Annotated in this window: 21 protein-coding genes; 16 read left to right on the top strand and 5 right to left on the bottom strand. The window is 60.6% G+C overall.

The features are described 5' to 3' along the window. From lpxD to gloA, 5 genes are all read left to right on the top strand, one after another. Entirely contained in the window at positions 1–1,110 is a 1,110-nt protein-coding gene (gene lpxD, locus KUA11_RS07225; protein ID WP_217409650.1) for a UDP-3-O-(3-hydroxymyristoyl)glucosamine N-acyltransferase, read from the top strand. A 66-nt stretch (positions 1,111–1,176) separates the two neighbouring features. After that, positions 1,177–1,644 carry a 3-hydroxyacyl-ACP dehydratase FabZ gene (gene fabZ / locus KUA11_RS07220; protein WP_166313084.1) on the top strand — a complete coding sequence of 156 codons (468 nt, stop codon included), beginning with the start codon at positions 1,177–1,179 and terminating at the stop codon, positions 1,642–1,644. Positions 1,645–1,764: 120 nt separating this feature from the next. Beyond that, entirely contained in the window at positions 1,765–2,613 is an 849-nt protein-coding gene (gene lpxA / locus KUA11_RS07215; protein ID WP_254454756.1) for an acyl-ACP--UDP-N-acetylglucosamine O-acyltransferase, read from the top strand. 13 nt (positions 2,614–2,626) lie between these two features. Beyond that, on the top strand, positions 2,627–3,469 hold the full coding sequence (locus tag KUA11_RS07210) for an LpxI family protein (RefSeq protein WP_217409648.1): 843 nt from the start codon (positions 2,627–2,629) through the stop codon (positions 3,467–3,469). Between the two features lie 59 nt (positions 3,470–3,528). Then, positions 3,529–3,927, top strand: a complete 399-nt coding sequence (gene gloA / locus KUA11_RS07205; protein WP_217409647.1) for a lactoylglutathione lyase — start codon at positions 3,529–3,531, stop codon at positions 3,925–3,927. 3 nt (positions 3,928–3,930) lie between these two features. Here gloA and KUA11_RS07200 read toward each other — a convergent pair whose 3' ends face one another. Then, a complete protein-coding gene (locus tag KUA11_RS07200; protein ID WP_217409646.1) occupies positions 3,931–4,308 on the bottom strand; it encodes a hypothetical protein in 378 nt (125 codons plus the stop codon). A 148-nt stretch (positions 4,309–4,456) separates the two neighbouring features. On the opposite strand from KUA11_RS07200, the gene rpmH reads away from it, so the two are divergent. From rpmH to argB, 6 genes are all read left to right on the top strand, one after another. Further along, positions 4,457–4,591 (top strand): 50S ribosomal protein L34, encoded by a 135-nt coding sequence (gene rpmH / locus KUA11_RS07195; protein ID WP_217409645.1) that lies wholly within the window; start codon positions 4,457–4,459, stop codon positions 4,589–4,591. 15 nt (positions 4,592–4,606) lie between these two features. Continuing rightward, the gene (gene rnpA / locus KUA11_RS07190; RefSeq protein ID WP_217409644.1) at positions 4,607–4,987 is read left to right on the top strand and encodes a ribonuclease P protein component; all 381 of its coding nucleotides are present in this window, start codon (positions 4,607–4,609) and stop codon (positions 4,985–4,987) included. Continuing rightward, positions 4,984–5,247, top strand: a complete 264-nt coding sequence (gene yidD, locus KUA11_RS07185; protein WP_368040954.1) for a membrane protein insertion efficiency factor YidD — start codon at positions 4,984–4,986, stop codon at positions 5,245–5,247. Before rnpA ends, yidD begins: the two co-directional genes overlap by 4 nt. 120 nt (positions 5,248–5,367) lie before the next feature. Then, positions 5,368–7,122, top strand: a complete 1,755-nt coding sequence (yidC, locus tag KUA11_RS07180; RefSeq protein ID WP_217409643.1) for a membrane protein insertase YidC — start codon at positions 5,368–5,370, stop codon at positions 7,120–7,122. A gap of 2 nt (positions 7,123–7,124) precedes the next feature. Continuing rightward, entirely contained in the window at positions 7,125–7,802 is a 678-nt protein-coding gene (gene yihA / locus KUA11_RS07175) for a ribosome biogenesis GTP-binding protein YihA/YsxC (RefSeq protein ID WP_217409642.1), read from the top strand. Positions 7,803–7,855: 53 nt separating this feature from the next. Then, positions 7,856–8,776: an acetylglutamate kinase gene (gene argB / locus KUA11_RS07170; protein ID WP_217409641.1), complete on the top strand. Its 921-nt coding sequence runs from the start codon at positions 7,856–7,858 to the stop codon at positions 8,774–8,776. Positions 8,777–9,005: 229 nt separating this feature from the next. On the opposite strand, the gene KUA11_RS07165 is transcribed toward argB, so the two are convergent. Next, positions 9,006–10,436 (bottom strand): c-type cytochrome, encoded by a 1,431-nt coding sequence (locus KUA11_RS07165; protein ID WP_254454739.1) that lies wholly within the window; start codon positions 10,434–10,436, stop codon positions 9,006–9,008. Positions 10,437–10,490: 54 nt separating this feature from the next. After that, positions 10,491–12,722 (bottom strand): PQQ-dependent dehydrogenase, methanol/ethanol family, encoded by a 2,232-nt coding sequence (locus tag KUA11_RS07160; protein ID WP_166313205.1) that lies wholly within the window; start codon positions 12,720–12,722, stop codon positions 10,491–10,493. 514 nt (positions 12,723–13,236) lie between these two features. Here KUA11_RS07160 and KUA11_RS07155 point away from each other — a divergent pair. The 5 genes from KUA11_RS07155 to cyoD all read left to right on the top strand — a co-directional run bounded on the left by KUA11_RS07155 (position 13,237) and on the right by cyoD (position 18,352). Continuing rightward, positions 13,237–13,995, top strand: coding sequence for a Bax inhibitor-1/YccA family protein (locus KUA11_RS07155; RefSeq protein ID WP_217409639.1), 759 nt, complete (start codon positions 13,237–13,239; stop codon positions 13,993–13,995). A 497-nt stretch (positions 13,996–14,492) separates the two neighbouring features. Further along, on the top strand, positions 14,493–15,416 hold the full coding sequence (gene cyoA, locus KUA11_RS07150; RefSeq protein ID WP_217409638.1) for a ubiquinol oxidase subunit II: 924 nt from the start codon (positions 14,493–14,495) through the stop codon (positions 15,414–15,416). A gap of 7 nt (positions 15,417–15,423) precedes the next feature. Further along, the gene (gene cyoB / locus KUA11_RS07145; protein ID WP_217409637.1) at positions 15,424–17,415 is read left to right on the top strand and encodes a cytochrome o ubiquinol oxidase subunit I; all 1,992 of its coding nucleotides are present in this window, start codon (positions 15,424–15,426) and stop codon (positions 17,413–17,415) included. Then, the gene (cyoC, locus tag KUA11_RS07140) at positions 17,415–18,020 is read left to right on the top strand and encodes a cytochrome o ubiquinol oxidase subunit III (RefSeq protein WP_217409636.1); all 606 of its coding nucleotides are present in this window, start codon (positions 17,415–17,417) and stop codon (positions 18,018–18,020) included. Before cyoB ends, cyoC begins: the two co-directional genes overlap by 1 nt. Next, positions 18,020–18,352, top strand: a complete 333-nt coding sequence (gene cyoD / locus KUA11_RS07135) for a cytochrome o ubiquinol oxidase subunit IV (protein WP_217409635.1) — start codon at positions 18,020–18,022, stop codon at positions 18,350–18,352. The genes cyoC and cyoD overlap by 1 nt, the downstream gene beginning before the upstream one ends. Positions 18,353–18,660: 308 nt before the next feature. Here the strand turns inward: cyoD and fdxA are convergent, their stop codons facing one another. Beyond that, entirely contained in the window at positions 18,661–18,993 is a 333-nt protein-coding gene (gene fdxA / locus KUA11_RS07130; protein WP_217409634.1) for a ferredoxin FdxA, read from the bottom strand. 181 nt (positions 18,994–19,174) lie between these two features. Then, positions 19,175–21,856: a helicase-related protein gene (locus KUA11_RS07125; protein WP_254454738.1), complete on the bottom strand. Its 2,682-nt coding sequence runs from the start codon at positions 21,854–21,856 to the stop codon at positions 19,175–19,177. Between the last annotated feature and the right edge of the window lie 16 nt (positions 21,857–21,872).

The following is a 21,872-nucleotide window of genomic DNA, read 5'->3' as shown; positions in this document are numbered from 1 at the left end:
ATGGCCCGTCGTCGCGAAACTCCGGGTGAGCGCTCCGCGTCAGGCAAGGTAGCGGACGCGCGTTTCTTCGGTCGTAGCGGGCCGTTCACGGGCGAGGCGTTGGCCGACGTCGCGGGCGGAGAATATCTTCCGCCGCGTGACGGCGGGGATGTGAACCGCCTGTATGGCGGGATCGGTCCGCTTCAGGCCGCGCAGGCCGATGAGGTCAGTTTCCTCGACAACCGGCGCTATGCGGCGCTTCTGGATGGAACACAGGCCGGACTCATCATTGTGGGACCGGCTTTTGCCAAGCGCGTGCCCGCTGGCAGTGCGGCCATTGTGTCTTCAACGCCCTATCTGGCGTGGTCGCGCGTGGCCCGGATGTTCCACCCGGCACCCTCCGCGCGTCCGGGTATCCATCCTTCTGCCGTGATCGGGGACGGGGCGGTGATCGATCCGTCCTGCGAGATCGGTCCCTTCGCCGTGATTGGCGAGAGCGCTGAAATCGGCGCGGGCACGATTATTGGCTCTCATGCGGTCATCGGAGATGGCGTGGTGGTTGGCGGCCACTGCCGGCTGGGGGCGCATGTAAGCGTTTCCCACGCGACGCTGGGCGACAGGGTGACGCTGTTTCCCGGGGCGCGGATCGGTCAGGACGGTTTCGGCTTCGCGGTCGGGCCTGAGGGTTTCGAGACGGTGCCGCAGCTTGGGCGTGTGGTGCTGGAACACGATGTCGAGGTGGGCGCCAATTCCACCATTGACCGTGGCTCGGTGCAGGATACGGTCATCGGTGCAGGGTCGCGGCTCGACAATCTGGTTCAGATTGGCCACAACACCCGGCTCGGTCGGTGCTGCATCGTGGTGTCGCAGGCTGGAATCTCCGGTTCGACGGAACTGGGGGATTTTGTGACGGTCGCGGCGCAGGCCGGTCTGATCGGGCATATTCGCATCGGCTCCAAGGCGCGTATCGGCGCGCAATGCGGCGTGATGTCGGATGTGGAGGCCGGGGCGGATGTGATCGGCAGTCCGGCCATGCCGTTCCGGGAGTTCTTCCGTAACGTGGCGACATTGCGCAAGCTGTCGAAGCGTCCGGGGAAGGATGACGAGACGTCCGGCTCGGGCGGAGAGTAGAGTTGAAGCAGCGCCGTCCGGGCGCGTGGCAAGGGTGGTTTCAGGAACGTGGATCAGAAACACGACATGCAGGAGCGCACGAGCGAAGCGACGCACATTGACGCCGTGGATATCATGCGCATCATGGAAGCGATTCCGCATCGCTACCCATTTCTGCTTATTGACCGGATGGTTGACGTCGAACTTGGTGAGTCGGCTGTCGGTGTGAAGAATGTCTCGGTCAATGAGCCGTTCTTTCAGGGACATTTCCCCGCACGGCCCGTCATGCCGGGTGTGTTGATTGTGGAGGCAATGGCCCAGACGGCGGCGACGCTCGTCGTTCTGACCCTTGGTAAGGCCTTTGAAGGCAAGCTCGTCTATTTCATGACGATCGAGAACGCCAAGTTCCGCCGGCCTGTCGGGCCGGGCGATCAACTCCGTATTCATGTGGAGAAAGAGCGCCAGCGTGGGAATGTCTGGAAGTTCAAGGGTATGGCACATGTGGATGGGGTCTCGGTCGCGGAAGCGACTTTCGGCGCCATGATCATGGACTGAGGCGGCGCATCTGGGTTTTGCGCAACCAGCAGATGCCGCAGGGAGCAGCAAAAATGCCTACAGGCGGCAATGGGGGCAGTTCTGGCTGAAGCGACGAAAGCAGGGGCATCGGCTCTTTCCATGAAAGATCAGGATGTCCCGACGGTGATCCATCCGACAGCCATCGTCGCGCCCGGCGCAAAGTTGGGTGCGGGCGTGAAGATCGGGCCGTGGTGCATGATCGGTCCTCATGTCGAGGTGGGTGACGGCGTCGAGATGATCGCCAATGTCATCGTCGATGGTCGAACGCGACTCGGTGCGGATTCGCGGTATTTTCCCTTCACGACGATCGGGCTGGCGCCTCAGGACCTCAAATACGGCGGAGAGCCAACGCGCTGCGAAATCGGAGCGCGGACGGTCGTGCGCGAGCATGTGACCATCCATCGTGGCACAGCCACGGGGACAGGGCTGACGCATGTGGGCGCGGACTGCCTCATCATGGCCAATGCCCATGTGGCTCATGATTGCACGTTGGGCGATCGCGTGATCATCGTGAACAACGTGGTCATGGGCGGTCATGTGTCCATCGACGACGATGCGCGGGTGATGGGGGCTGCGGCCATCCATCAGTTCGTGCGCATTGGGCGTGCAGCGCTTGTCGGGGGCGTGGCCGGTGTGGAAGCGGACGTCATTCCCTATGGCAGCGTTCTGGGCAATCGGGCGCGGCTTGTCGGGCTGCACTGGATCTGGCTGCGTCGCCACGGGGTGAAACTGGAAGAACGTCACCGGATGCGGCAGGCCTTCCGTCTGCTCTATCCGCGCGATGGAGAAGGCGGCGTCTTCACGCAGAGGCTTGGACTCGTGCGCGAGCAGTTCGGAGACGATCCGCGCGTGGCCGAAATCCTCGCCTTCATTGAAGGGGAAAGTCGCCGCGGGCTTGTGCGGATCGCGCAGGCGGGCTTCACCACGAGCGAGACCGAAGCGGGCTAGGGATCGCGGGATCATGACGCCCCGCGTGGAACAGGCCTCTGGCTGTGTCGGTATCCTCGCTGGAGGTGGTCCGCTGCCGGGGCAGGTGGCGGCGGCCATCGCGGCACAGGGGCGACCTGTGTTTATGATTGCCTTTCAGGATTTTGCTGAACCTTCCATTGTCGCGCCGTGGCCGCATGCTTGGGTGCGGTTGGCGGCAGCCGGTCAGATTCTGTCCGAATTGCGCGCGCATGGATGCGGGGACATCGTTCTCATAGGCCCGGTGCGGCGGCCGTCTTTTCGCGATTTGAGACCCGATGCAGAAGGTGCGCGAATCCTCGCGCGACTCGGTCGTGCGCTTTTCGCGGGGGATGATGGGCTGCTCGGGGCGCTTGTGCGCGTGCTGGGTGAGGAAGGCTTCACTGTGCGGGGCGCGCATGAGTTTCTTTCCCGGTCTCTGGGAAAAGTCGGCGCACTTGGACGTTACACACCCGATGAGGGAGCGCAGAGCGATATTGCGCGGGGTGTCGAGGTGGTGCGGGCGCTGGGGCGGCTGGACATCGGGCAGGGCTGCGTCGTGCAGAATGGCGTGGTGCTGGCGGTCGAAGCCATGGAGGGCACGGACGCGATGCTGGAACGGGCGGCAGCCTGTCGTCAGCCCGGCGCTGGTGGCGTGCTGGTCAAGCTGTGCAAGCCGGAACAGGAGCGGCGGGCGGATATGCCCACGATCGGGCCAAAAACCATCGAGGGTGCCGCAAGAGCGAAACTGTCCGGCATCGCTTTCGAGGCGGGTGGTACGTTGTTGATCGACCCACAGGCGTGCGTCGCAGCGGCGGATGCGGCAGGACTGTTTCTGTGGGGACTCGCGAAAAGCTGAGTTCAAAGGCATTGAAGGATCGTTCGATACGTGACGGTCTCACTGAATCGGAGAGAAAAATGGGCACGTTCCTGCACACGATGCTGCGCACGAAGAATCTCGACGCCAGCCTCGCGTTCTACAAGCTGCTCGGCATGCACGAACTTCGTCGTCGCGAGGTGCCAGATGGACGTTATACGCTGGTGTTCATCGGGTACGCCGATAATGCACACGGGCAGGCGGAAGTCGAACTGACGTATAATTGGGGCGAAGACGACGGTTATGACGTCGGTACCGGCTTCGGTCATCTTGCCGTAGGTGTGTCGGATGTGAAGGCCGCAGTGGAAAAGGTTCGCGCGGGGGGCGGTAAAGTCACACGCGAGGCGGGACCGGTGAAGTTCGGCACGACCGTGATTGCCTTCGTGGAAGACCCCGATGGCTACAAGATCGAGCTGATCGAGCGTCCTGAAACGGCCTGAGACTCAGCTTTTTGAGGATTTGAGGCGTTCTGTCATCCGGTCGAGAGCGGCGAGAATCTGCTCGGCGCGGGTGCGTGTGGTTTCGTCCGGGCTGAGCGCGAGTTGATCGGCTGTCAGCATGGCCGGAGCGATGAGACCACGCAGATCGTGGCGCAGGCGCGGAGAAATCTCGGGGGCGACGGCGGAAGCGGGCGCGACTGTGTCGCGCGGATCTGGCAGGGCCGGTGGCTGGGTCAGGCACATCAGCGCGCCCGTTGCAACGAAAGCTGACGCCGCGATGAGCAGCACGCGACCGAAAAGCGGAAGTGGCACGAACAGCGCAACAAGCCCGCAACCGAGCACGAGGGTGAAGACCGTAAGGGCGGGCAGGACACGGGGCACATCGGTCTCCTCGGAGCGCGGGCATGTCCCGCAGACGTTGACGCAACAAGGCCACATGACTATAAGCCCGCGATCCAGGCAAGGTCGGGAACGAATCCGGATAGCCTGCTTTCGTAATTGATTTGAGAATCATCCGAGGAGTGTCGCCGTGAAGCGCACGTATCAACCGTCCAAGCTGGTCCGTAAGCGTCGCCACGGCTTCCGCACCCGTTCCGCCACCGTTGGTGGCCGTCGCGTTCTTGCGAACCGCCGTGCGAAGGGCCGCAAGCGCCTTTCTGCCTGAGCCACGGGCTTAGACATGACAGGACGGGTCGAAACGGATGTCAGCGACTCAGAGCACCAACGCTCGATCCGCCTGAAAAAACGCAGCCAGTTTCTTGCTCTCGCGTCCAAAGGGCGCAAGGCGCCTATGCCGGGACTGGTTCTGCAGGCGCTCCGTCGCGATGATGATGGAGCGGCCCGCGTTGGTTTTACCGTGACAAAAAAAGTCGGCAACTCCGTGGTGCGTAACCGCACACGCCGTCGTTTGCGTGAAGCAATGCGAATGGTGGAGCGCGAAACCTCGCTGCAGGGCGTGGATCTTGTGCTGATCGGCCGTGACGGCACGCGGCGTCGCGTGTTCACCGATCTGGTGGACGATCTTCGTCGCGCTCTGCGCAAAACGGATGTGATTGCGTGAGCGGTTCGCTGTCGCGGCTGGTGTCCGGCGGTCTCGTTGGTTTCATGAGGATCTGGCAGGTGGCGTTTCGGCCCGTGGTCGGTCCGAACTGTCGTTATCACCCTTCCTGTAGTTGCTATGGCATCGAGGCTGTGCAGCGTCATGGCCCTTGGCGTGGTGGCTGGCTGACGTTTCGCCGCATCCTGCGCTGCAATCCGTGGGTGAAAGGCGGTTACGATCCGGTGCCGCCCGTTCGTGAGAAAGATACTACACGCACATAGTTTGCCCCGGCATCTGGCAATCGTGCGCAATTGAGGTATGAGAGAGCGCGATCATGCCGGACCCTTGCGTGGGGGCTGGCTCGGAGTGTCACGAGAAGCAGAGAAGGCCAGCCGCTCGGTATGGATATCAGACGCGTAATACTGGCGACCATCCTGTCGGCGCTGGTGCTGATCGGTTTCGACTACTTCATGCCGGAGAACAAGACCCCGGCGGCCATTCAGGGGCAGACCGCCACCCAACAGGGTGCGCCGGCGTCGCCCACGGCGGTGACGGCGGCTACGCGCCAGCCGGAAGATGAAGCGAACGCGACTCCGGCCCGTCTGCCGATCGATGCGGTGGATGTGAGTGGCTCGATCAATCTGCGTGGTGCGCGGCTCGATGATCTCGTGCTGCGCAACTATCATGAGACGGTAAAGCCACACAGTCCGCTCGTTCGCGTACTTGAAGCACATGGCGAGAAGGAGCCGACTTACGTCGAGTTCGGTTGGTATGCCTCTCCCGGCGCCACCGTGCGCCTGCCGGACGCGCATACGCTGTGGACGGCGACGGCCCCGAAGCTTGGCTCCGACGCCCCGGTTGCCCTGACCTGGGATAATGGTGCGGGCCTGACGTTCGAGATCGATCTGGCGATCGACCGTGATTACATGTTCACCGTGACGCAGAAGGTCCGCAACGCGACCGGTAGCGCCGTAGCTCTGGTGCCGTATTCGCGTGTCGTGCGGGGGTACACACCGGAAGAGACGGGCGGGATGCTGGTCCACGAAGGCCCGATCTCGGTCATCGGCGGACGTCTAGGGGAAGAATCCTACAAGTCGCTGCGGGATGGTTCCACGGCTCCGAACTATGTGTCGTGGACCAAGGCCGGCACTGGCGGTTGGGCTGGTATCACGGACAAATACTGGCTCGCGGCTGTTGTGCCCGATCAGACCAGCGAAGTGACCGGCACCTATGGTTTCGATACGCCGGATGGAGCGTATCAGGTCGGCTTTACGGCGCGGAATCCGCTGGTGGCAGCACCCAATGCCGAGGCGCAGACCGTCTCGCATGTGTTCGCGGGCGCCAAGGAAGTGCGGCTTCTGGAGCGCTATCAGCACGATCTGAACATTCCGGACTTCTGGAAGGCCGTGGATTTCGGCTGGTTCTCGTTCCTCACACGGCCCGTCTTCTTCGTGCTGGATACGCTGTATCAGTTCTTCGGCAATTTTGGTCTTGCGCTGCTGACCTTCACTCTGATCGTCAAGGCGGTGTTCTTCCCGCTTGCCTCCAAGGGTTTCCGTTCGGCAGCCGCGATGCGCGATGTCGCGCCGCGTATGAAGGAGATTCGCGAGCGGTATAAGGACGATCCGGTTCAGTTGAACCAGCGCATCATGGCGCTATACAAGGAAGAGGGCGTGAGCCCGTTCAGCGGCTGTCTGCCGCTGCTGATTCAGGCACCCGTGTTCTGGTGTCTCTATAAGGTGCTCTACGTCACCATCGAGATGCGTCACGCGCCGTTTGTGGGGTGGATTCACGATCTGTCCGCGCCGGACCCGACAAACCTGTTCAATCTGTTCGGACTGCTGCCGTTCGATCCCACGCATATCTCATCGTGGCTGTGGCTGGGCGTATGGCCGATCCTCTACGGCTTGACCATCTGGCTGATGCAGCGGGTCAATCCGGCGACGATCGATCCGGCGCAGAAGACCGTGTTCATGATGATGCCGTTCGTCTTCACGTTCTTTATGGCGCGTCAGCCGGTCGGTCTGGTGATTTACTATTGCTGGAACAACCTTCTCACGGTGGTTCAGCAGTTCGTCATCAAGCGCGCGCACGACCGCAAGAAGGGGCAGCCCGAGATCATTCCGCCGCCGAAGAAGACCGGAGGAAAAAGCTGAGCATGGGAGACGCGGACGGACGCGATTTTTCGGCCTCGCTGACGCTTTCGCCTGAGCTGATCGAGGCGGGACGTCTGCTGTTCGCGCGTCCGTGCGAGTTCTTTCACGGCGCGCAGAACATTTCCCAGTTGCCGGTGTCCGATGCACCGGAAGTGGCGTTCGCGGGTCGCTCGAATGTGGGTAAGTCCAGCCTCATCAACGCGCTGACAGGACAGAAAAGCCTAGCGCGCGCGTCGTCCGAGCCGGGGCGCACGAAGCAGCTCAACTTCTTCGAACTGGGTGGTCGTCTCGTATTGGTGGACATGCCGGGTTATGGCTACGCCAAGGCCGCGAAATCGGTGAAAGAAGACTGGCAGGGGATGATGTTCGATTATCTCCGTGGCCGACCGAACCTGCGACGTGTCGTGCTGCTGCTGGATGCGCGTGTCGAGACGAAAGCGTCCGACCGCGAGGTGATGGACCTGTTCGACAAGGCGGCCATCAACTTTCAGGTTGTGCTAACCAAATGCGATGACGTGAAGCCGAAGGCTGAAGAAGCCCGGTATCGGGAGGTTGCAGCGGAAATGAGCCGCCATCCGGCGGCGCATCCGGTGGTCCTGCCGACAAGCAGTCAGACCGGACGCGGCATTCCCGAATTGCGGGCGGAACTGGCGGCGTTTGCCGAGGAACCGGCGAATTGATTGTTTTCTCCGGGAGCATGGCTCTTCCCGGATCGAGGTGAAGGAAAGACGACATGACGCAGGAAGGTCTTCCGATGGCGGATGCCTTGCAACAGGCGACCACGCTGGCTGGAGCGTTGCCATTCCTGCGCCGCTATGCGGGCGACACGATTGTCGTGAAATATGGCGGTCATGCCATGGGCAATCCCGAACTGGCCGAGACATTCGGCAAGGACATCGCGCTGCTCAAGCTGGTGGGGATCAACCCTGTCGTCGTGCATGGTGGCGGTCCGCAGATCAATCAGATGCTGGAGCGGTTGCAGGTAAAGTCGTCCTTTGTGGACGGCCTGCGTGTGACGGACGCGTCCGCTATCGACATCATCGAGATGGTGCTGTGCGGATCGGTCAACAAACAGGTGGCGACGCTCATCAATGAGGCGGGTGCGCTGGCTGTGGGGATTTCCGGCAAGGATGGTGGTCTTGTTCGCGCCAGCAAGCTGGAGCGGAAGGTAAAAAATCCTGCCACAGGCAAGCTCGAAACGGTGGATCTGGGGTTTGTGGGCGAACCTGACGAGATCAACCCGCAGGTTTTGTATGCTCTTTCAGGTTCAGGTCTGATTCCCGTGATCGCGCCGGTTGCGGGTGGACACCACGGCGAGACGTTCAACGTTAATGCCGATACGGTTGCAGGTGCGATTGCCGGTGCCGTCCATGCGTCCCGTCTGTTGATGCTCACCGATGTGCCCGGTGTGCTGGATGAAAAGGGCAAGCTCATCCCCGAATTGACGGCGGAGGAAGCGCGCAAGGGTATCGAGTCCGGCATGATCTCGGGCGGTATGATCCCTAAGGTGGAAACCTGCCTCAAAGCTGTGCAGGCAGGGGCCAGAGCGGCGGTAATCGTCAACGGCAAGGTGCCGCATGCGTGTTTGCTGGAACTGTTCACGCAGTCGGGGTCCGGCACACTGATCCGTGGCGAAAACGCTGGCCGACGCTGACAGCGGCAATCGATTTCATGAAAAGGGCGTTCCCATACGGGAGCGCCCTTTTTTCATGGGAGAACGGATACGAGACGATGTGAAGTGGTAGGGACGGCGCCCCTGTTTGCAATGCGTCATGCCAGTCGCGAATACATGATGAGGCTGGCTATAAAAAAAGCCACGGGAACGGTCCCGTGGCTTTTCCTTGTGGCTGCCGAGGAGACCGACAGCCGATAGTTCGTAAAGCTTACTTCGCCTCGTCCACACCCGTATGGGTCTGGGGTGCGAAGCTCCAGCCGTTGCCATAAGGCTGCGGCGGGAACAGGCCCCAAGAGGAGTAGTTGGTGGAGGAGGCCGTCCATCCACGCTGCGTGCCAAGCGGCTGATTCGACGTGCGCAGCTTGGTGATACCTGCAGCGGTCACGTTAGCCGGTGCCTTGTTGCCCCACGACGTGCGGATGAAGTTCACGACATCGGCCACCTGCTGGTCGTTGAGCAGCTTGTGATAGGCCGGCATGGCGATGGCGGAAGGCGCCCAGTTGGTGGGCGGCAGCACGCCACCAGCGACGACGACATGAGCCAGCGACGTCGGATCGTCCGTTGCAACAACCGGGTTTCCTGCCAGCGGCGGGAACATACGGGCGACACCACCACCGTCGTTACGGTGACAGATGGCGCATTGTTCAATGTAGATGTCTGCGCCAGTCATGCCAGCGGTCTTGCCGGAATCCAGAGCTTCAGCCGTGGAGGCGTCGTAGGTGTAGTCACCCTTGGCCTTCGGTACGGGCGGAAGACTCTTGAGGTAACGGGCCGTGGCGCGAAGATCGTCCTCGGTCCAGTACTGCGTGCTCCATGCCACCACGTCGGCCATGCCACCGAAGACGGCGGAGTGGTCGATACGGCCAGAGCGCAGGAACTGCACAAGATCGTCTTCCGTCCAGCGTCCCAGACCCACCACCGGATCGTCACGCAGGCTCGGCGCGATCCAGTTGTCGATCACGCCACCACCGGCGAGGAATTCTGCGCCACCAGCGCCGTCATAGGCCTTTTCCTGCATGGAGAAGCCACGCGGCGTATGACATGCACCGCAGTGACCCGGACCCGTGACGAGGTATTCACCACGCGCAACGACCGGATCAGATCCCGGGGCGGGAGTGAAGGGCTTGGCGGCTGGGGCGAACATCTTGGCCCACAGGCCAAGCGGCCAGCGCATGGACAGCGGCCATGAGATGTCCACCGGCTTGTTGGGCTGTTCGACAGCCGGTACGCCCTGCATGAAGTAAGCGTACAGCGCCTTGATGTCGTCGTCCGTCATGCGCGCAAAAGACGGATACGGCATGGCCGGATACAGGTACGATCCGTCCTTGCGGAAACCGTGTCGAACCGCGTTGTCGAAATCCTGCAGCGTGTAATTGCCGATGCCATTCTGTTTGGATGGCGTGATGTTGGTCGAATAGATCGTGCCGACCGGGGTCTTGATTTCAAGACCACCAGCAAACGTCTGGCCGTGCAGGCCGGTATGACAGGCCACACAGTCACCGAGGCGCGCGATATACGCGCCCCGTGTGACAAGGTCACTGTCTGTGCTTTGAGCCGCAGCAGGAGAGGCACCGAGAGCCGTTCCCGCCAGAAGCCCGAGGGTGGCTGCACCAAGTGCAGCCTTGAGTCCCTTGATCATGGTTTCACCACCGCGTCGCTTTTGTTCGGATGAGGTCATTGCTGGAACGGCCGATCACTGCGTGATGCCGAGCGTCGGATTGACGGGAATGTTCGCGTCATTTTTCCGGGCATCGACTTCACGCTGATAGGTCTCGTTGGCGCGCTTGAGGAGATACTGGCGGATTGACTCGATCTCATCGGGCGTCATGGAGGTGTCGAAACGGTCCATGCCATAGGCCGTCAGAGCGCCGCGGCCGACCACATTATAGAACGCGTCCTTGTGACGGATGGAGCCGGACCAGCGCAGATCGGGCAGCACACCAGCGCCTTCCGCGTTGTCGCCATGACAGGTCTGGCAATAGGTCTGATACTGGAAGTAGCCGTTATCGACCTGCTTGGTGTCGTAGTCCGCCGGCGGCTTCACGGGCAGGAAGCCCATGTTGTTCATCGGCGGCAGCTTGGCCGTTCCATCAAGCGAGAACACCGCGAGGTAGGAGTGGTTGACCGTCCAGCCGGAGGTGCGGCCCACGCCACCCATCGAGATCGGGTAGATGCCACCCCAGCCCACTTCAACCGCGACATACTGCTTGCCGTTCACGCTGTAGGTGACCGGAGGCGCGATGATGCCGCTCTGTGCGTTGAAGCTGAACAGATCCTTGCCGTTCGTGGCGTCGTAGGCGTGGAACTCACCGTTGGCGAGACCCTGGAACAGAAGATCACCGCCCGTTGCAAGCAGACCGCCGTTCCACGGACCCTTGTGGTCGATCTTCCAGACGGTTTCCAGCTTCACCGGATCCCAGGCCAGCACCCACCCGTGCAGATCCTTGATGTAGGCTGTGCGGGCTTCCGGCGTGTCGGGCAGACCGTTCTTGGTCATGTCCAGACCGACGTTCCAGGAGTCCGGGTGGGCCTTGAAGCCACCAACCTGGTTCTTGTAGCCGAACGGAATCTGATGCGCTGGGATGTAGACCAGGCCCGTCTTGGGGCTGTAGGCCAGCGACATGAAGTTATGGGCGCCCAGCGGGCCGGGAATGCCGTACCACCACTTGCCGTTGAGCGTGTAAAGCGCTTCGGGGTTGAAGATCGGGCGGCCGGTCTTGGGATCGAGGCCGTAGGCCCAGTTCTCATAGACGTAGTTCTTGCCCTGAATGAACTGGCCGGTCTTCGCATCGATCACATAGAAGAAGCCGTTCTTCGGAGCGTGAATGATGACGTGGCGCTTCTCGCCATTGATCGGCAGATCAAGCGTCATGATCTGCTGGACCGAGGTGTAGTCCCACTGATCCATCGGCGTGGCCTGGAAGTGCCAGACATACTCGCCGGTGTCCGGCTTCACGGCTACGATGCTGCCAAGGAACAGATCGTTGCCCCGGCCTTCGGAGCGGTATTTGTAGTTCCATGGTGAGCCGTTGCCGACCGCGATGTAGACCAGATCGGTCACAGGATCATAGACGAGCGAATCCCAGACGGTGCCGCCACCGCCCTGCTGCGTCCAGTAGCCCTTCGGTCCCCACGTCTTGTAGGCCTTGCTCATCAGGATGCTGTCGGAGGCCGCATGGTCCGGCTCGTTCTTCGGGTTCGGGACCGTGAAGAAGCGCCAGTCCAGCTTGCCGGTCTCGGCATCGAACGCGGAGATAAAGCCACGCGCACCGAATTCCGCACCACCATTGCCGATCAGCACACGGCCCTTGGCGATACGCGGAGCGATATCGACCGTGTAGGAACGCTGCTTGCCCAGCTGGGCTTCCTTGGGGATCGTGTTGACCTGCCACACGAGCTTGCCGGTCTTCGCGTCAAGAGCGATCAGACGGCCGTCGAAGGTGCCGACATAGATCTTGCCGTTCCAGTAGGCTGCGCCACGGTTGACGCTGTCACAGCAGCCCTTGTCGGCGATGTTGCCGGGCACTTTTGGATCGTAGGCCCACAGAAGCTCACCGGTGTCGGCCTTCAGAGCCTTGACTTTGGACCAGTTGGTCGTGGCGTACATCACGCCGTCCACGATCAGGGGGGTGCCTTCCTGACCGCGATTGCTGTCGAACTCATAGGTCCAGGCGAGCTTGAGGTTGCCCACGTTGTCGCGGTTGATCTGGTCGAGCGGGCTGTAGCGCTGCTCGGAATAGGTGCGACCGTAGGTCAGCCAGTTCTCGGGATGATCGTCGGCATGGATGATGGCTTCACCGGTCGCGCCCTGAGGGTCGTCGGCGCGGGCCGGACCGGAAGGCTGGCCCATGGCTGCGGCAAGGAAGGTTCCTGCCGCGAGGAGGCCAAGGAGGGAAAACCTCTTGGCGGATGCGGGGCGGATCATATCGTCTGTCCTCGACAAGTCACTGATTGCGGCTTCAGTCGGCAAATCAATGCGGAATTACCATTGTGAGCCAGACAGCCCGCATGACCCAATGATGTCAATCGTGTCATGTGGAAGCGCCCATGCATCAAATGAGGGGCGGAAACCTGCGAATTATGCTGTTCCGGCGTTCCGAAGGGGTGTCGCAAAGATGAACCGACCCGTTTCATCCAAGGTGTATCGCGGATTCAGACGAAGCGGCGGGGAACGATGGCGTGGGTCAGTCGTCGGGCAGGGAAAAGGTCGCGGTCAGGGTTTTGGAAACGGATGTCACGAAAAGGTGATTGTATGTGAGCACTTAGGGACCGGCTGTGAGGGTGTCGGATGAATGACTCCTCTTTAACTGGCGGTCGGGCTGTGGGCCGTGTATTGGAGTCTAAAATGATACGGATGGTTGAAGCCGTCGTGGTACGTTTCCATATGGTACCTACCAGACCGCAGTTGAGACCTCTGGTGATCTAGCAGGGAGCAATACATGTCATTCAGTCGCGACTTTCAGTCGTCGCCGTTTGCCACCGGAGCCCAGTCGTCGGCCATTGATGCAGGCATGCGTGCCTACATGCTCCGGGTCTACAACTGGATGGCGTCGGGGCTGCTGCTGACGGCGCTCGTAGCGTACCTCATCGCGAACACGTCGGTGCGGGATGCTTTCTTCCATGTGCAGGGCTACAACGTGGCACCTACCGGCCTCGGCTGGCTGGCGATGATCGCGCCACTTGGCTTTGTCATGGTGATGTCTTTTGGCGTGAATCGCCTTTCCCGGCCTGCGGTGCAGGGGCTCTTCTGGGCGTTCTGCGGCGTGATGGGGGCCAGCCTGTCGAGCATTCTCCTGCTTTATACGGGCGTGTCCGTGGCGCGGGTGTTTCTGGTAACGGCCATCACATTCGGAGCCACCTCCCTCTGGGGCTACACGACCGGCGCGAATCTGATGCGATTCCAGTCCTTTCTGATGATGGGCCTGTTCGGTCTGGTCATCGCGGGACTGGTGAACATGTTCCTTGCCAGTCCGGCGGTTTACTTCATCTACAGCGTAGTGGGTGTGTTCCTGTTCATCGGACTTACCGCTTTCGATACCCAGCGTATCAAGGCCACCTATCCGCAGTTCGCGATGTATGAAGGTCCGGAAGGTGCCGCTAAGCGCGCGGTTTACGATGCACTCGGCCTGTATCTGAACTTCATCAACCTCTTTCAGTTCATGCTGCAGTTCATGGGTACGCGTAACAACAATCAGTAAGGCTTCGGCCTTGTGCCGAAGGGCGGAAGCGCCGTTTGGATGTCGAAAAACCCGTCTCTCTCACGAGAGGCGGGTTTTTTTGTTTGTGGGAGTCGGATGCTTCGTAAAGAGGCAATGAACGTAAGAAGGCACCGGACGCATGGCTGTGTCGAAAAATATGGGCATGAGGAATTGAGAGGGAGTGCGGTGTCGGAAGCGTGAGGTGGGGCTTTTCGAAAAGCCGCATCCACGCGCCGAAATTGAAAAGGCCTGTGAGTATTGAAATTAACTGAAACATTACGTGAGGTGTGGTGAGGGCGGTTTTTGACGGTCTGATAGGGAAGATCGCCCATACCGAAGGTGTTTCGTGCATTGTGGTAACAGGCTTGTGGGATTATTGATTTGTCGTAATGCAGCGTGGCCCGCAGACCGTCAGCGGTTGGTGGCTGTCATTGAGCTGTGAAGCGCGGGCCTAATGTCGAGGCTTGAACGAGTATGTCAGAATCGAGGGACGTACGATGAGAAACAAGTACCTGAAGGGAGCAGCCAGATTGGCTGGTCTTGCTTCGGTGCTTCCACTGGCGGGATGTGAGTGGGACATCCTGAACCCTAAGGGGCCGGTGGGAGACCAGCTCAAATTCCTGATCGTCGAGTCGGTGATCGCCATGCTCATTGTGGTTGTCCCGACAATCATCATGGTATGCGTCTTCGCTTGGAAGTATCGGGCCTCCAATACGTCGGCCGAGTATCTGCCGAAGTGGAGTCATTCCAACAAAGTCGAAGTGATGATCTGGGGCGTTCCCACGCTGATCATCATTTTCCTGGCGATCATCACTTACCAGACCTGCCACTCGCTGGATCCGTATCGTCCGCTTGACGCAGAGGCGAACACCAAGCCGCTGGACGTCGAGGTTGTGGCGCTGGACTGGAAGTGGCTGTTCATCTATCCGACCGAGGGTATCGCCACGGTCAACCAGCTTGCCATTCCGGTGAACACGCCGGTCCATTTCGTGATCACATCCGATGCGGTGATGAATTCCTTCTTCATTCCGCAGCTCGGTTCCATGATCTATGCGATGGCGGGCATGCAGACGCAGCTCCATCTGATGGCGACCGAAGCGGGCGACTATTTGGGTGAATCTGCGAACTACAGCGGCCGCGGCTTCTCTGACATGAAGTTCCGCACGCTGGCCATGCCGCAGGATCAGTATGCTGCATGGGTCGAGAAGGTGCGGGCTTCGTCCGATCAGCTCGACAATCCGACTTACGCCAAGCTGGCTGCGCCGAGCGAAGCTGAGCCGGTTCGTTACTTCTCTCACGTCGAGCCGAACCTCTTCGACGAGATCGTGGCGAAGTACAATAACGGCATGGTCATGGACAAGAGCACGGGCAAGATGATTCACGTCCAGTCCGCGATGTCCGACATGAACATGAAGGAGTAGGATCCAAATGCTAGGGAGATTATCATTCGCGGATATCCCGCTGGATGTGCCGATCCTAGTCGGCACGTTCATGGGTGTCGCGATCGTGGGCATCGCCGTTCTCGGCCTGATCACGTATTACGGAAAATGGGGCTACCTCTGGAAAGAGTGGCTCACCAGCGTTGACCACAAGCGTCTTGCGGTGATGTACATCGTGCTGGCGCTCGTGGCCCTGTTCCGCGGTTTCGCGGACGCCATCATGATGCGTTCCCAGCTTGCGCTGGCGTACGCGGGGAATCCCGGCTATCTGCCGCCCCATCACTACGATCAGATCTTCTCCGCTCACGGAACGATCATGATCTTCTTCCTGGCCATGGCGTTCATGACCGGACTGTTCAACTTCATCGTGCCGCTTCAGATCGGTGCGCGTGACGTGGCCTTCCCGTTCCTGAACAACCTGAGCTTCTGGATGACGGCCGTTGCGTTCATTCTGGTGAACATCTCCCTGTTCATCGGTGAGTTCTCGCAGTGCGGCTGGCTGGCGTATCCGCCTCTGTCCGAGATGCAGTTCAGCCCCGGCGTCGGCGTCGACTACTATATCTGGGCCATCCAGATTTCAGGTGTCGGCACGCTGCTTACGGGTGTGAACTTCTTCGTCACCATCGTGAAGATGCGTGCGCCCGGCATGACCTGGATGAAGATGCCCGTGTTCACCTGGACGGCCCTGTGCTCGTCCGTGCTGATCATGGTCTCGTTCCCGGTCCTGACGGTAGCTGTCGCCCTACTGGGTCTTGACCGTTACTTCGGCATGCACTTCTTCACCAATGATGGTGGCGGCAACCAGATGCTGTACCTCAACCTGATCTGGGCGTGGGGTCATCCGGAAGTCTACATTCTCATCATTCCGGCGTTCGGTGTGTTCTCGGAAGTGGTTCCTGCTTTCTCGGGCAAGCCGCTGTTCGGTTACGCGACGATGGTCTATGCGACCTGCGCCATCATGGTGCTGTCGTTCGTCGTGTGGGTGCATCACTTCTTCACCATGGGTGCGGGTGCTGACGTCAATGCCTTCTTCGGCATCATGACGATGATCATCTCCATCCCGACCGGCGTTAAGCTTTTCAACTGGCTGTTCACGATGTACAAGGGCCGCGTGCAGTTTCACGCCACCATGTACTGGGCCGTTGGCTTCATGGTTACCTTCACGATCGGTGGTATGACCGGTGTGATGATGGCTATTCCGGCCGCTGACTTCGTTCTTCACAACAGCCTCTTCCTGATTGCCCACTTCCACAACGTCATCATCGGCGGTGTGTATTTCGGCTATATCTGTGGCATGAACTTCTGGTTCCCCAAGGTGTTCGGCTTCAAGCTGAACGAAACATGGGGCAAGCGGGCGTTCTGGTTCTGGTTTGTCGGCTTCTACGTGGCCTTCATGCCGCTCTATGTTCTCGGTTTCGAGGGCATGACCCGTCGTCTGAACCACTACGACAATCCGGAATGGTATCCGTGGCTTCTGGTTGCCGAAGTCGGTGCGGTGCTGATCCTGTTCGGTATCGTTTGCCAGCTGACGCAGCTCTATGTCTCGGTTCGTGACCGTAATCTGGTTGAAAACCGTGATCTCACGGGTGATCCGTGGAATGGTCGTTCGCTCGAGTGGTCAACGTCCTCCCCGCCGCCGCCGTACAACTTCGCGATCGTGCCGCATGTGCATGAGCTCGATGCGTACTGGCACGACAAGGAGAACGGCATCGACACACGTCATGCGGGTGGGCCTTATCAGCCGATCCACATGCCGAAGAACACGGTCGCCGGTGTTGCCGTTGGCGTTCTCAGCCTTGTGCTTGGTTTCGCAGCTGTCTGGTATATCTGGTGGCTTGCGGTCATCGCGCTTGTGGGCATCTTCGCAACGGTGATTGCACGCAGTGCGAACCAGGATGTGGATTACTACATCCCCGCCGAGGAGGTTGCCCGTATCGAGAACGAGCACACCCGCAAACTCATGGCACAGGCGGCTGAGTAATGGCGCAAGACACAACTCTTAACGACGCGCACGCGGAGCACGAACACCACGAACTTCCGACGGTGTTCGGGTTCTGGGTCTACCTGATGACGGACTGCATCATCTTCGGATCGCTGTTCGCCGTCTTCGCAGTCCTCCATGACCAGTTCAATGGAGGGCCCACGGGCAAGGAACTGTTCGAGATTTCGGGGCTGGCGCTGGAAACAGCGCTCCTCCTGATCTCGAGCATCACCTATGGTTTCGGTATGATCGCGGCCCATAAGGGTCAGATCAAATCGGTCCAGATGTGGCTGGGCATCACGTTCTTGCTTGGCCTTGGGTTCGTGTTCCTCGAAGTCCGTGAATTCGCCGGTATGATTGCAGAGGGAGCTGGTCCGGATCGGAGCGCGTTCCTCTCGGCATTCTTCACGCTGGTTTCGACCCATGGTCTGCACGTTTCGTGTGGTCTGGTGTGGATCATCACGCTGATCGTGCAGCTCTCGGGCGTTTCCGCGATTTCCGAGCGCATGATGAACAAGCTCACCATGTTGAGCCTGTTCTGGCACTTCCTCGACATCGTGTGGATCTGCGTGTTCACCTATGTCTATCTGGCGAGCATGATCTGATGAGTACTGACCATTCCGCCCATGAGGGCTCAAGCCATGGCAGTGTGAGCTCGTACGTTATCGGGTTCATTCTTGCCGTTGTTCTGACTGTCGCGTCGTTCATGATCGTGATGGGTCACAGCATGTCGCCTTCCGGCACGCTGACGGCCATCTCGGTGCTGGCTGCGGTTCAGGTGGTTGTCCACCTGATCTTCTTCCTGCACATGAACACGTCGTCCGAGAACAAGTGGAACAATAACGTGTTCCTCTTCACGCTGATGTTCGTGGCGATCTTCTTTATCGGCACGATCTTCATCATGACGAACACCGCCGAACACATGATGTCTCGCTGACATCCTGCGTGGGCTGAAGCTGCTCAGGCGGTTTCAGTTAGTGCGATGATCGCGGAAAGCCCCTTGTCGGAAACGGCAAGGGGCTTTTTCGTTTGTGAGATGTGTACCGTTAAGGACAGGTGTCTCTTTTGGAACGGGCGGCGGTCAGAAATGGCTAGCCGAGCCGGACAGTCGGCTCCATGACTCGGCAACAAAAAAGACGGAAGACCGACTGTTGCCAGCGGTCCCTCCGTCCTTTGTCGTTCTGTCGGCCTCTATGCAGAGAGCCGACGGAAAGTGTCCGATCTCAGGAACCGGACGCTGTGCAATCAGTCTTTCTGAGGCTCGGGAGACAGCATTGCCGCTTTGCCCGGCTTGTCTTTCCACTCCTCGGCATCCGCCGGGGGCGTTCCCTTGCGGGTAATGTTGGGCCATGATGTCGCATATTTGGCGTTGATCTCAGCCCAGGCCGTGGAACGGTCATCACTGTCCGGGAAGATCGCTTCCGCCGGGCATTCCGGCTCACACACACCGCAGTCGATGCATTCGTCAGGGCTGATGACGAGGAAATTCTCGCCAGCGTAGAAGCAGTCCACCGGGCAGACTTCCACGCAATCCATGAACTTGCAGCGAATGCAGTTTTCAGTGACCACGTAGGCCATCGTCATCTCCGATACTGTGGGCTCGACATGATGCCAGAGCCGGGTGGGCGCAGGTTGTCTCCTTGGACTCTTCCTCACGCTTGATGTGGGGGCACGTATGGGGCGGTTTGCAGGCAGACGCAAGGCCATGTTGAGGACAGGAGAGTCGCAATCCTCAAATGCCGGTCTGTGTCGCGCGTTGTCAGGCGGATTGGCGCGCCAGCAGGGGGGCTAGAACAAAGAATGGACTGTCTTTCAGGCGCGCTGGCACCACCGGATGGGCGCGGTGCCGGGGACGGCGAGGACGAGCGCGGGTCAGCATCCACACCGGCAGCGGTCCCACCATATCTTTGGATAATGGTCGGGGTGTCGAGAGATGCAATCCCAGCGCCTTGAGAATGGGCGGCACGTCAGCAGTGCAGACGCCAAGCCATGGCGCGAAATCGGCACGTAGCGCCACATCATGACGTTGGGCGCGTTGGGCAAGATCATGGGTCAGTCGATCCGCCATGTCGATCCGCAGGCGCACACCACCGCATATCGGCCAACCAAGACGTTCCAGCAACGGAGAAGGGAAATCCCGCGCGATCACGGATACGGCAGCGGCTGGAGGGAGTTCCGGGACGTTTTCGCCAGCCAGCACGCCCAGCAGCAGGGCGCGTAGACGCAGGGGGCGGGGTTTGAGCAGGGCTGGAAGGTAAAGCTGTCCAAGGCAGGCGCGCACGCCCAGTCGGCGGAGCGGGTGCCGTCCCGTTATGGGGAAACGGGCGCTCGCCTGTCCGCCGCCTTCCATCATTTCGTGCAGGGCGCCCCGCGCTTCGGGGATGTTCGCCGCTGCTGCCTGAATGCGGAAAAGAGGAGCCAGTTCACGCGCGATGAGATGGGCCATGAAGCGCTCAAGTCGGGAGCGGATCGTGTCGCGCTGGCGTGGGGTCAGCAGATCATCACCACAGGGCACAACGGTGGGGCGCAGCACCTCCTGTCCGGAGCGCAACCTCCCGATCATCACATTGTCCCAACTGATGTCGCCGGTGCCCTCATTCAGTCTGAACGCCGTGTCGGGAGCATCGTGACAGGCTTGTACGCGGCGCGGGATCTCGGTGCGCAGGGCACGTCGCGCCGCCCGGGCGAGTGTGGTGCGATCGGAAGGAGGCAGACTTGGGTCGAGATGGAGCCGGAAGCCTTCCATGCGGCCAACGGGGTGGCCTTCCACGATCACCTCGCCATCCGTCTTTACGGCGGAGAGCAGGGGCGCGTGCGCTTCGTTTTCCAGCAGGCGAATCAGGTGAGCCGAACGACGGTCCACGAAGCGTGCGGTCAGACGCTCGTGCAGCGCGTCCGAAACCTTGTCCTCCACGGCGCGTGTGCGGTCCTGCCACATCGGCGCGTTGGCGATCCACTGGTCCCGGTTGGCGATGTAGGACCAGATGCGGATGCCGGCAAGACGTTGCATCAGCGTGTCCACATCGCCATCCACGCGGTCGAGGCGGTCGAGCTGTTCCTTGAGCCATGCTGGTGGCAGGCGGCGTTGCTCGATGAGCAGATGGAACACGCGGGCGCAGAGCTGAGCGTGGCTGCGCTCTCCGAGCTTGCGGAAATCGGGGATCTGGCACGTCTCCCACAGCAGTTTTGTGCGGGAACGGGTGGAAGCCGCAGCGAGCGTGTGGGGGTCGAGCACCAAAGCCCCAAGAATGAGGGCATCGCTGGTGGGTTCGCTCGCCTGAAGCCCGCGCAGAGGCGGCGGACGGGAAAGACTGGCAAGGAGTGCGTGGGGGGATGAGAAATCCAGCGCGTCATTGCGCCAGATCAGGCGTTCGAGCGGATCGAACTGATGGGTCTCGACCGCTTCGATGATGGGCTCTTCGATGGGAGGACATCGTCCTGTGGTGCCGAAGGTGCCGTCACGCGCGCCCCGTCCAGCGCGTCCGGCAATCTGTGCGATCTCCGCTGCGGTGAGATGGCGGCGACGCCGGCCGTCGAACTTGGACAGGCCCGCGAAGGCGACATGGGCGATGTCCATGTTCAGGCCCATGCCGATGGCGTCCGTCGCCACGAGATAATCCACCTCGCGGTTCTGATAGAGCGCCACCTGTGCGTTGCGCGTGCGGGGCGACATCTGTCCCATGACCACCGCACAGCCACCCCGGCGGGTGCGGATCAGTTCGGCGATGGCGTACAACTCGGCGGCGGAGAACGCGACAATGGCCGAACGCGCGGGAAGTTTGTCCAGCCGCATCGCCCCTGTGCAGGTGAGGGCGGACAGACGCGGGCGTGTGTCGATGGTGATGCCCGGCAGGAGGCGGCGCAGCAGGGGGGCTATGGTCTCCGCGCCAAGGAACAGGGTCTCTTCGCGGCCTCGGGCGTGCAGCAGGCGGGTGGTGAAGATATGTCCACGCTCCGGATCCGCGCAGAGCTGGATTTCATCCACGGCGAGAAATGCGACGGAGCGGTCCACGGGCATGGCCTCGACCGTGCAGGAAAACCATTGCGCGTCGGGCGGGACGATCTTTTCCTCGCCAGTGATGAGCGCCACGCGCGAAGCCCCCTTGAGGGCAACCATGCGCTCGTAGTTTTCACGCGCAAGCAGGCGCAGGGGAAAGCCGATGATGCCGGAGGGATGGGCCAGCATCCGTTCGAGTGCGAAATGCGTCTTGCCGGTGTTGGTGGGGCCGAGAATGGCGTGAAGATGATGGTCTGCGTCGTGCCGGGGCATGACGAAGGACACATCGGCGTCCGCAGGCAGGCGAGCCGGAGGCGGGCGGGCAGAGAACCCTATCATGACAATGATGGTCGGACGGTTCCATGCCAAATGCAAGGCTCTGTTGGCCTTGTCATGGCATTGCATCCGTGCGGGTTCGGACGCAGCCTTGTTTTTATACGACATGCTCACGCGCAGGAGA

It is taken from the genome of Acetobacter estunensis (assembly GCF_019083805.1).
GTDB classification, from domain to species: domain Bacteria; phylum Pseudomonadota; class Alphaproteobacteria; order Acetobacterales; family Acetobacteraceae; genus Acetobacter; species Acetobacter estunensis_A.
The sequence above is the reverse complement of the archived record's forward strand: the minus strand, read 5'-3'. Positions and strand labels throughout refer to the sequence as shown.

Excerpts from the sequence above, each read along its gene's own strand:
- lpxD (WP_217409650.1), top strand. The coding sequence starts at position 1 with ATGGCCCGTCGTCGCGAAACTCCGGGTGAGCGCTCCGCGTCAGGCAAG.
- fabZ (WP_166313084.1), top strand. The coding sequence starts at position 1,177 with ATGCAGGAGCGCACGAGCGAAGCGACGCACATTGACGCCGTGGATATC.
- lpxA (WP_254454756.1), top strand. The coding sequence starts at position 1,765 with ATGAAAGATCAGGATGTCCCGACGGTGATCCATCCGACAGCCATCGTC.
- KUA11_RS07210 (WP_217409648.1), top strand. The coding sequence starts at position 2,627 with ATGACGCCCCGCGTGGAACAGGCCTCTGGCTGTGTCGGTATCCTCGCT.
- gloA (WP_217409647.1), top strand. The coding sequence starts at position 3,529 with ATGGGCACGTTCCTGCACACGATGCTGCGCACGAAGAATCTCGACGCC.
- rnpA (WP_217409644.1), top strand. The coding sequence starts at position 4,607 with ATGACAGGACGGGTCGAAACGGATGTCAGCGACTCAGAGCACCAACGC.
- yidC (WP_217409643.1), top strand. The coding sequence starts at position 5,368 with ATGGATATCAGACGCGTAATACTGGCGACCATCCTGTCGGCGCTGGTG.
- yihA (WP_217409642.1), top strand. The coding sequence starts at position 7,125 with ATGGGAGACGCGGACGGACGCGATTTTTCGGCCTCGCTGACGCTTTCG.
- argB (WP_217409641.1), top strand. The coding sequence starts at position 7,856 with ATGACGCAGGAAGGTCTTCCGATGGCGGATGCCTTGCAACAGGCGACC.
- KUA11_RS07165 (WP_254454739.1), bottom strand. The coding sequence starts at position 10,436 with ATGATCAAGGGACTCAAGGCTGCACTTGGTGCAGCCACCCTCGGGCTT.
- KUA11_RS07160 (WP_166313205.1), bottom strand. The coding sequence starts at position 12,722 with ATGATCCGCCCCGCATCCGCCAAGAGGTTTTCCCTCCTTGGCCTCCTC.
- KUA11_RS07155 (WP_217409639.1), top strand. The coding sequence starts at position 13,237 with ATGTCATTCAGTCGCGACTTTCAGTCGTCGCCGTTTGCCACCGGAGCC.
- cyoA (WP_217409638.1), top strand. The coding sequence starts at position 14,493 with ATGAGAAACAAGTACCTGAAGGGAGCAGCCAGATTGGCTGGTCTTGCT.
- cyoB (WP_217409637.1), top strand. The coding sequence starts at position 15,424 with ATGCTAGGGAGATTATCATTCGCGGATATCCCGCTGGATGTGCCGATC.
- cyoC (WP_217409636.1), top strand. The coding sequence starts at position 17,415 with ATGGCGCAAGACACAACTCTTAACGACGCGCACGCGGAGCACGAACAC.
- cyoD (WP_217409635.1), top strand. The coding sequence starts at position 18,020 with ATGAGTACTGACCATTCCGCCCATGAGGGCTCAAGCCATGGCAGTGTG.
- fdxA (WP_217409634.1), bottom strand. The coding sequence starts at position 18,993 with ATGGCCTACGTGGTCACTGAAAACTGCATTCGCTGCAAGTTCATGGAT.
- KUA11_RS07125 (WP_254454738.1), bottom strand. The coding sequence starts at position 21,856 with ATGTCGTATAAAAACAAGGCTGCGTCCGAACCCGCACGGATGCAATGC.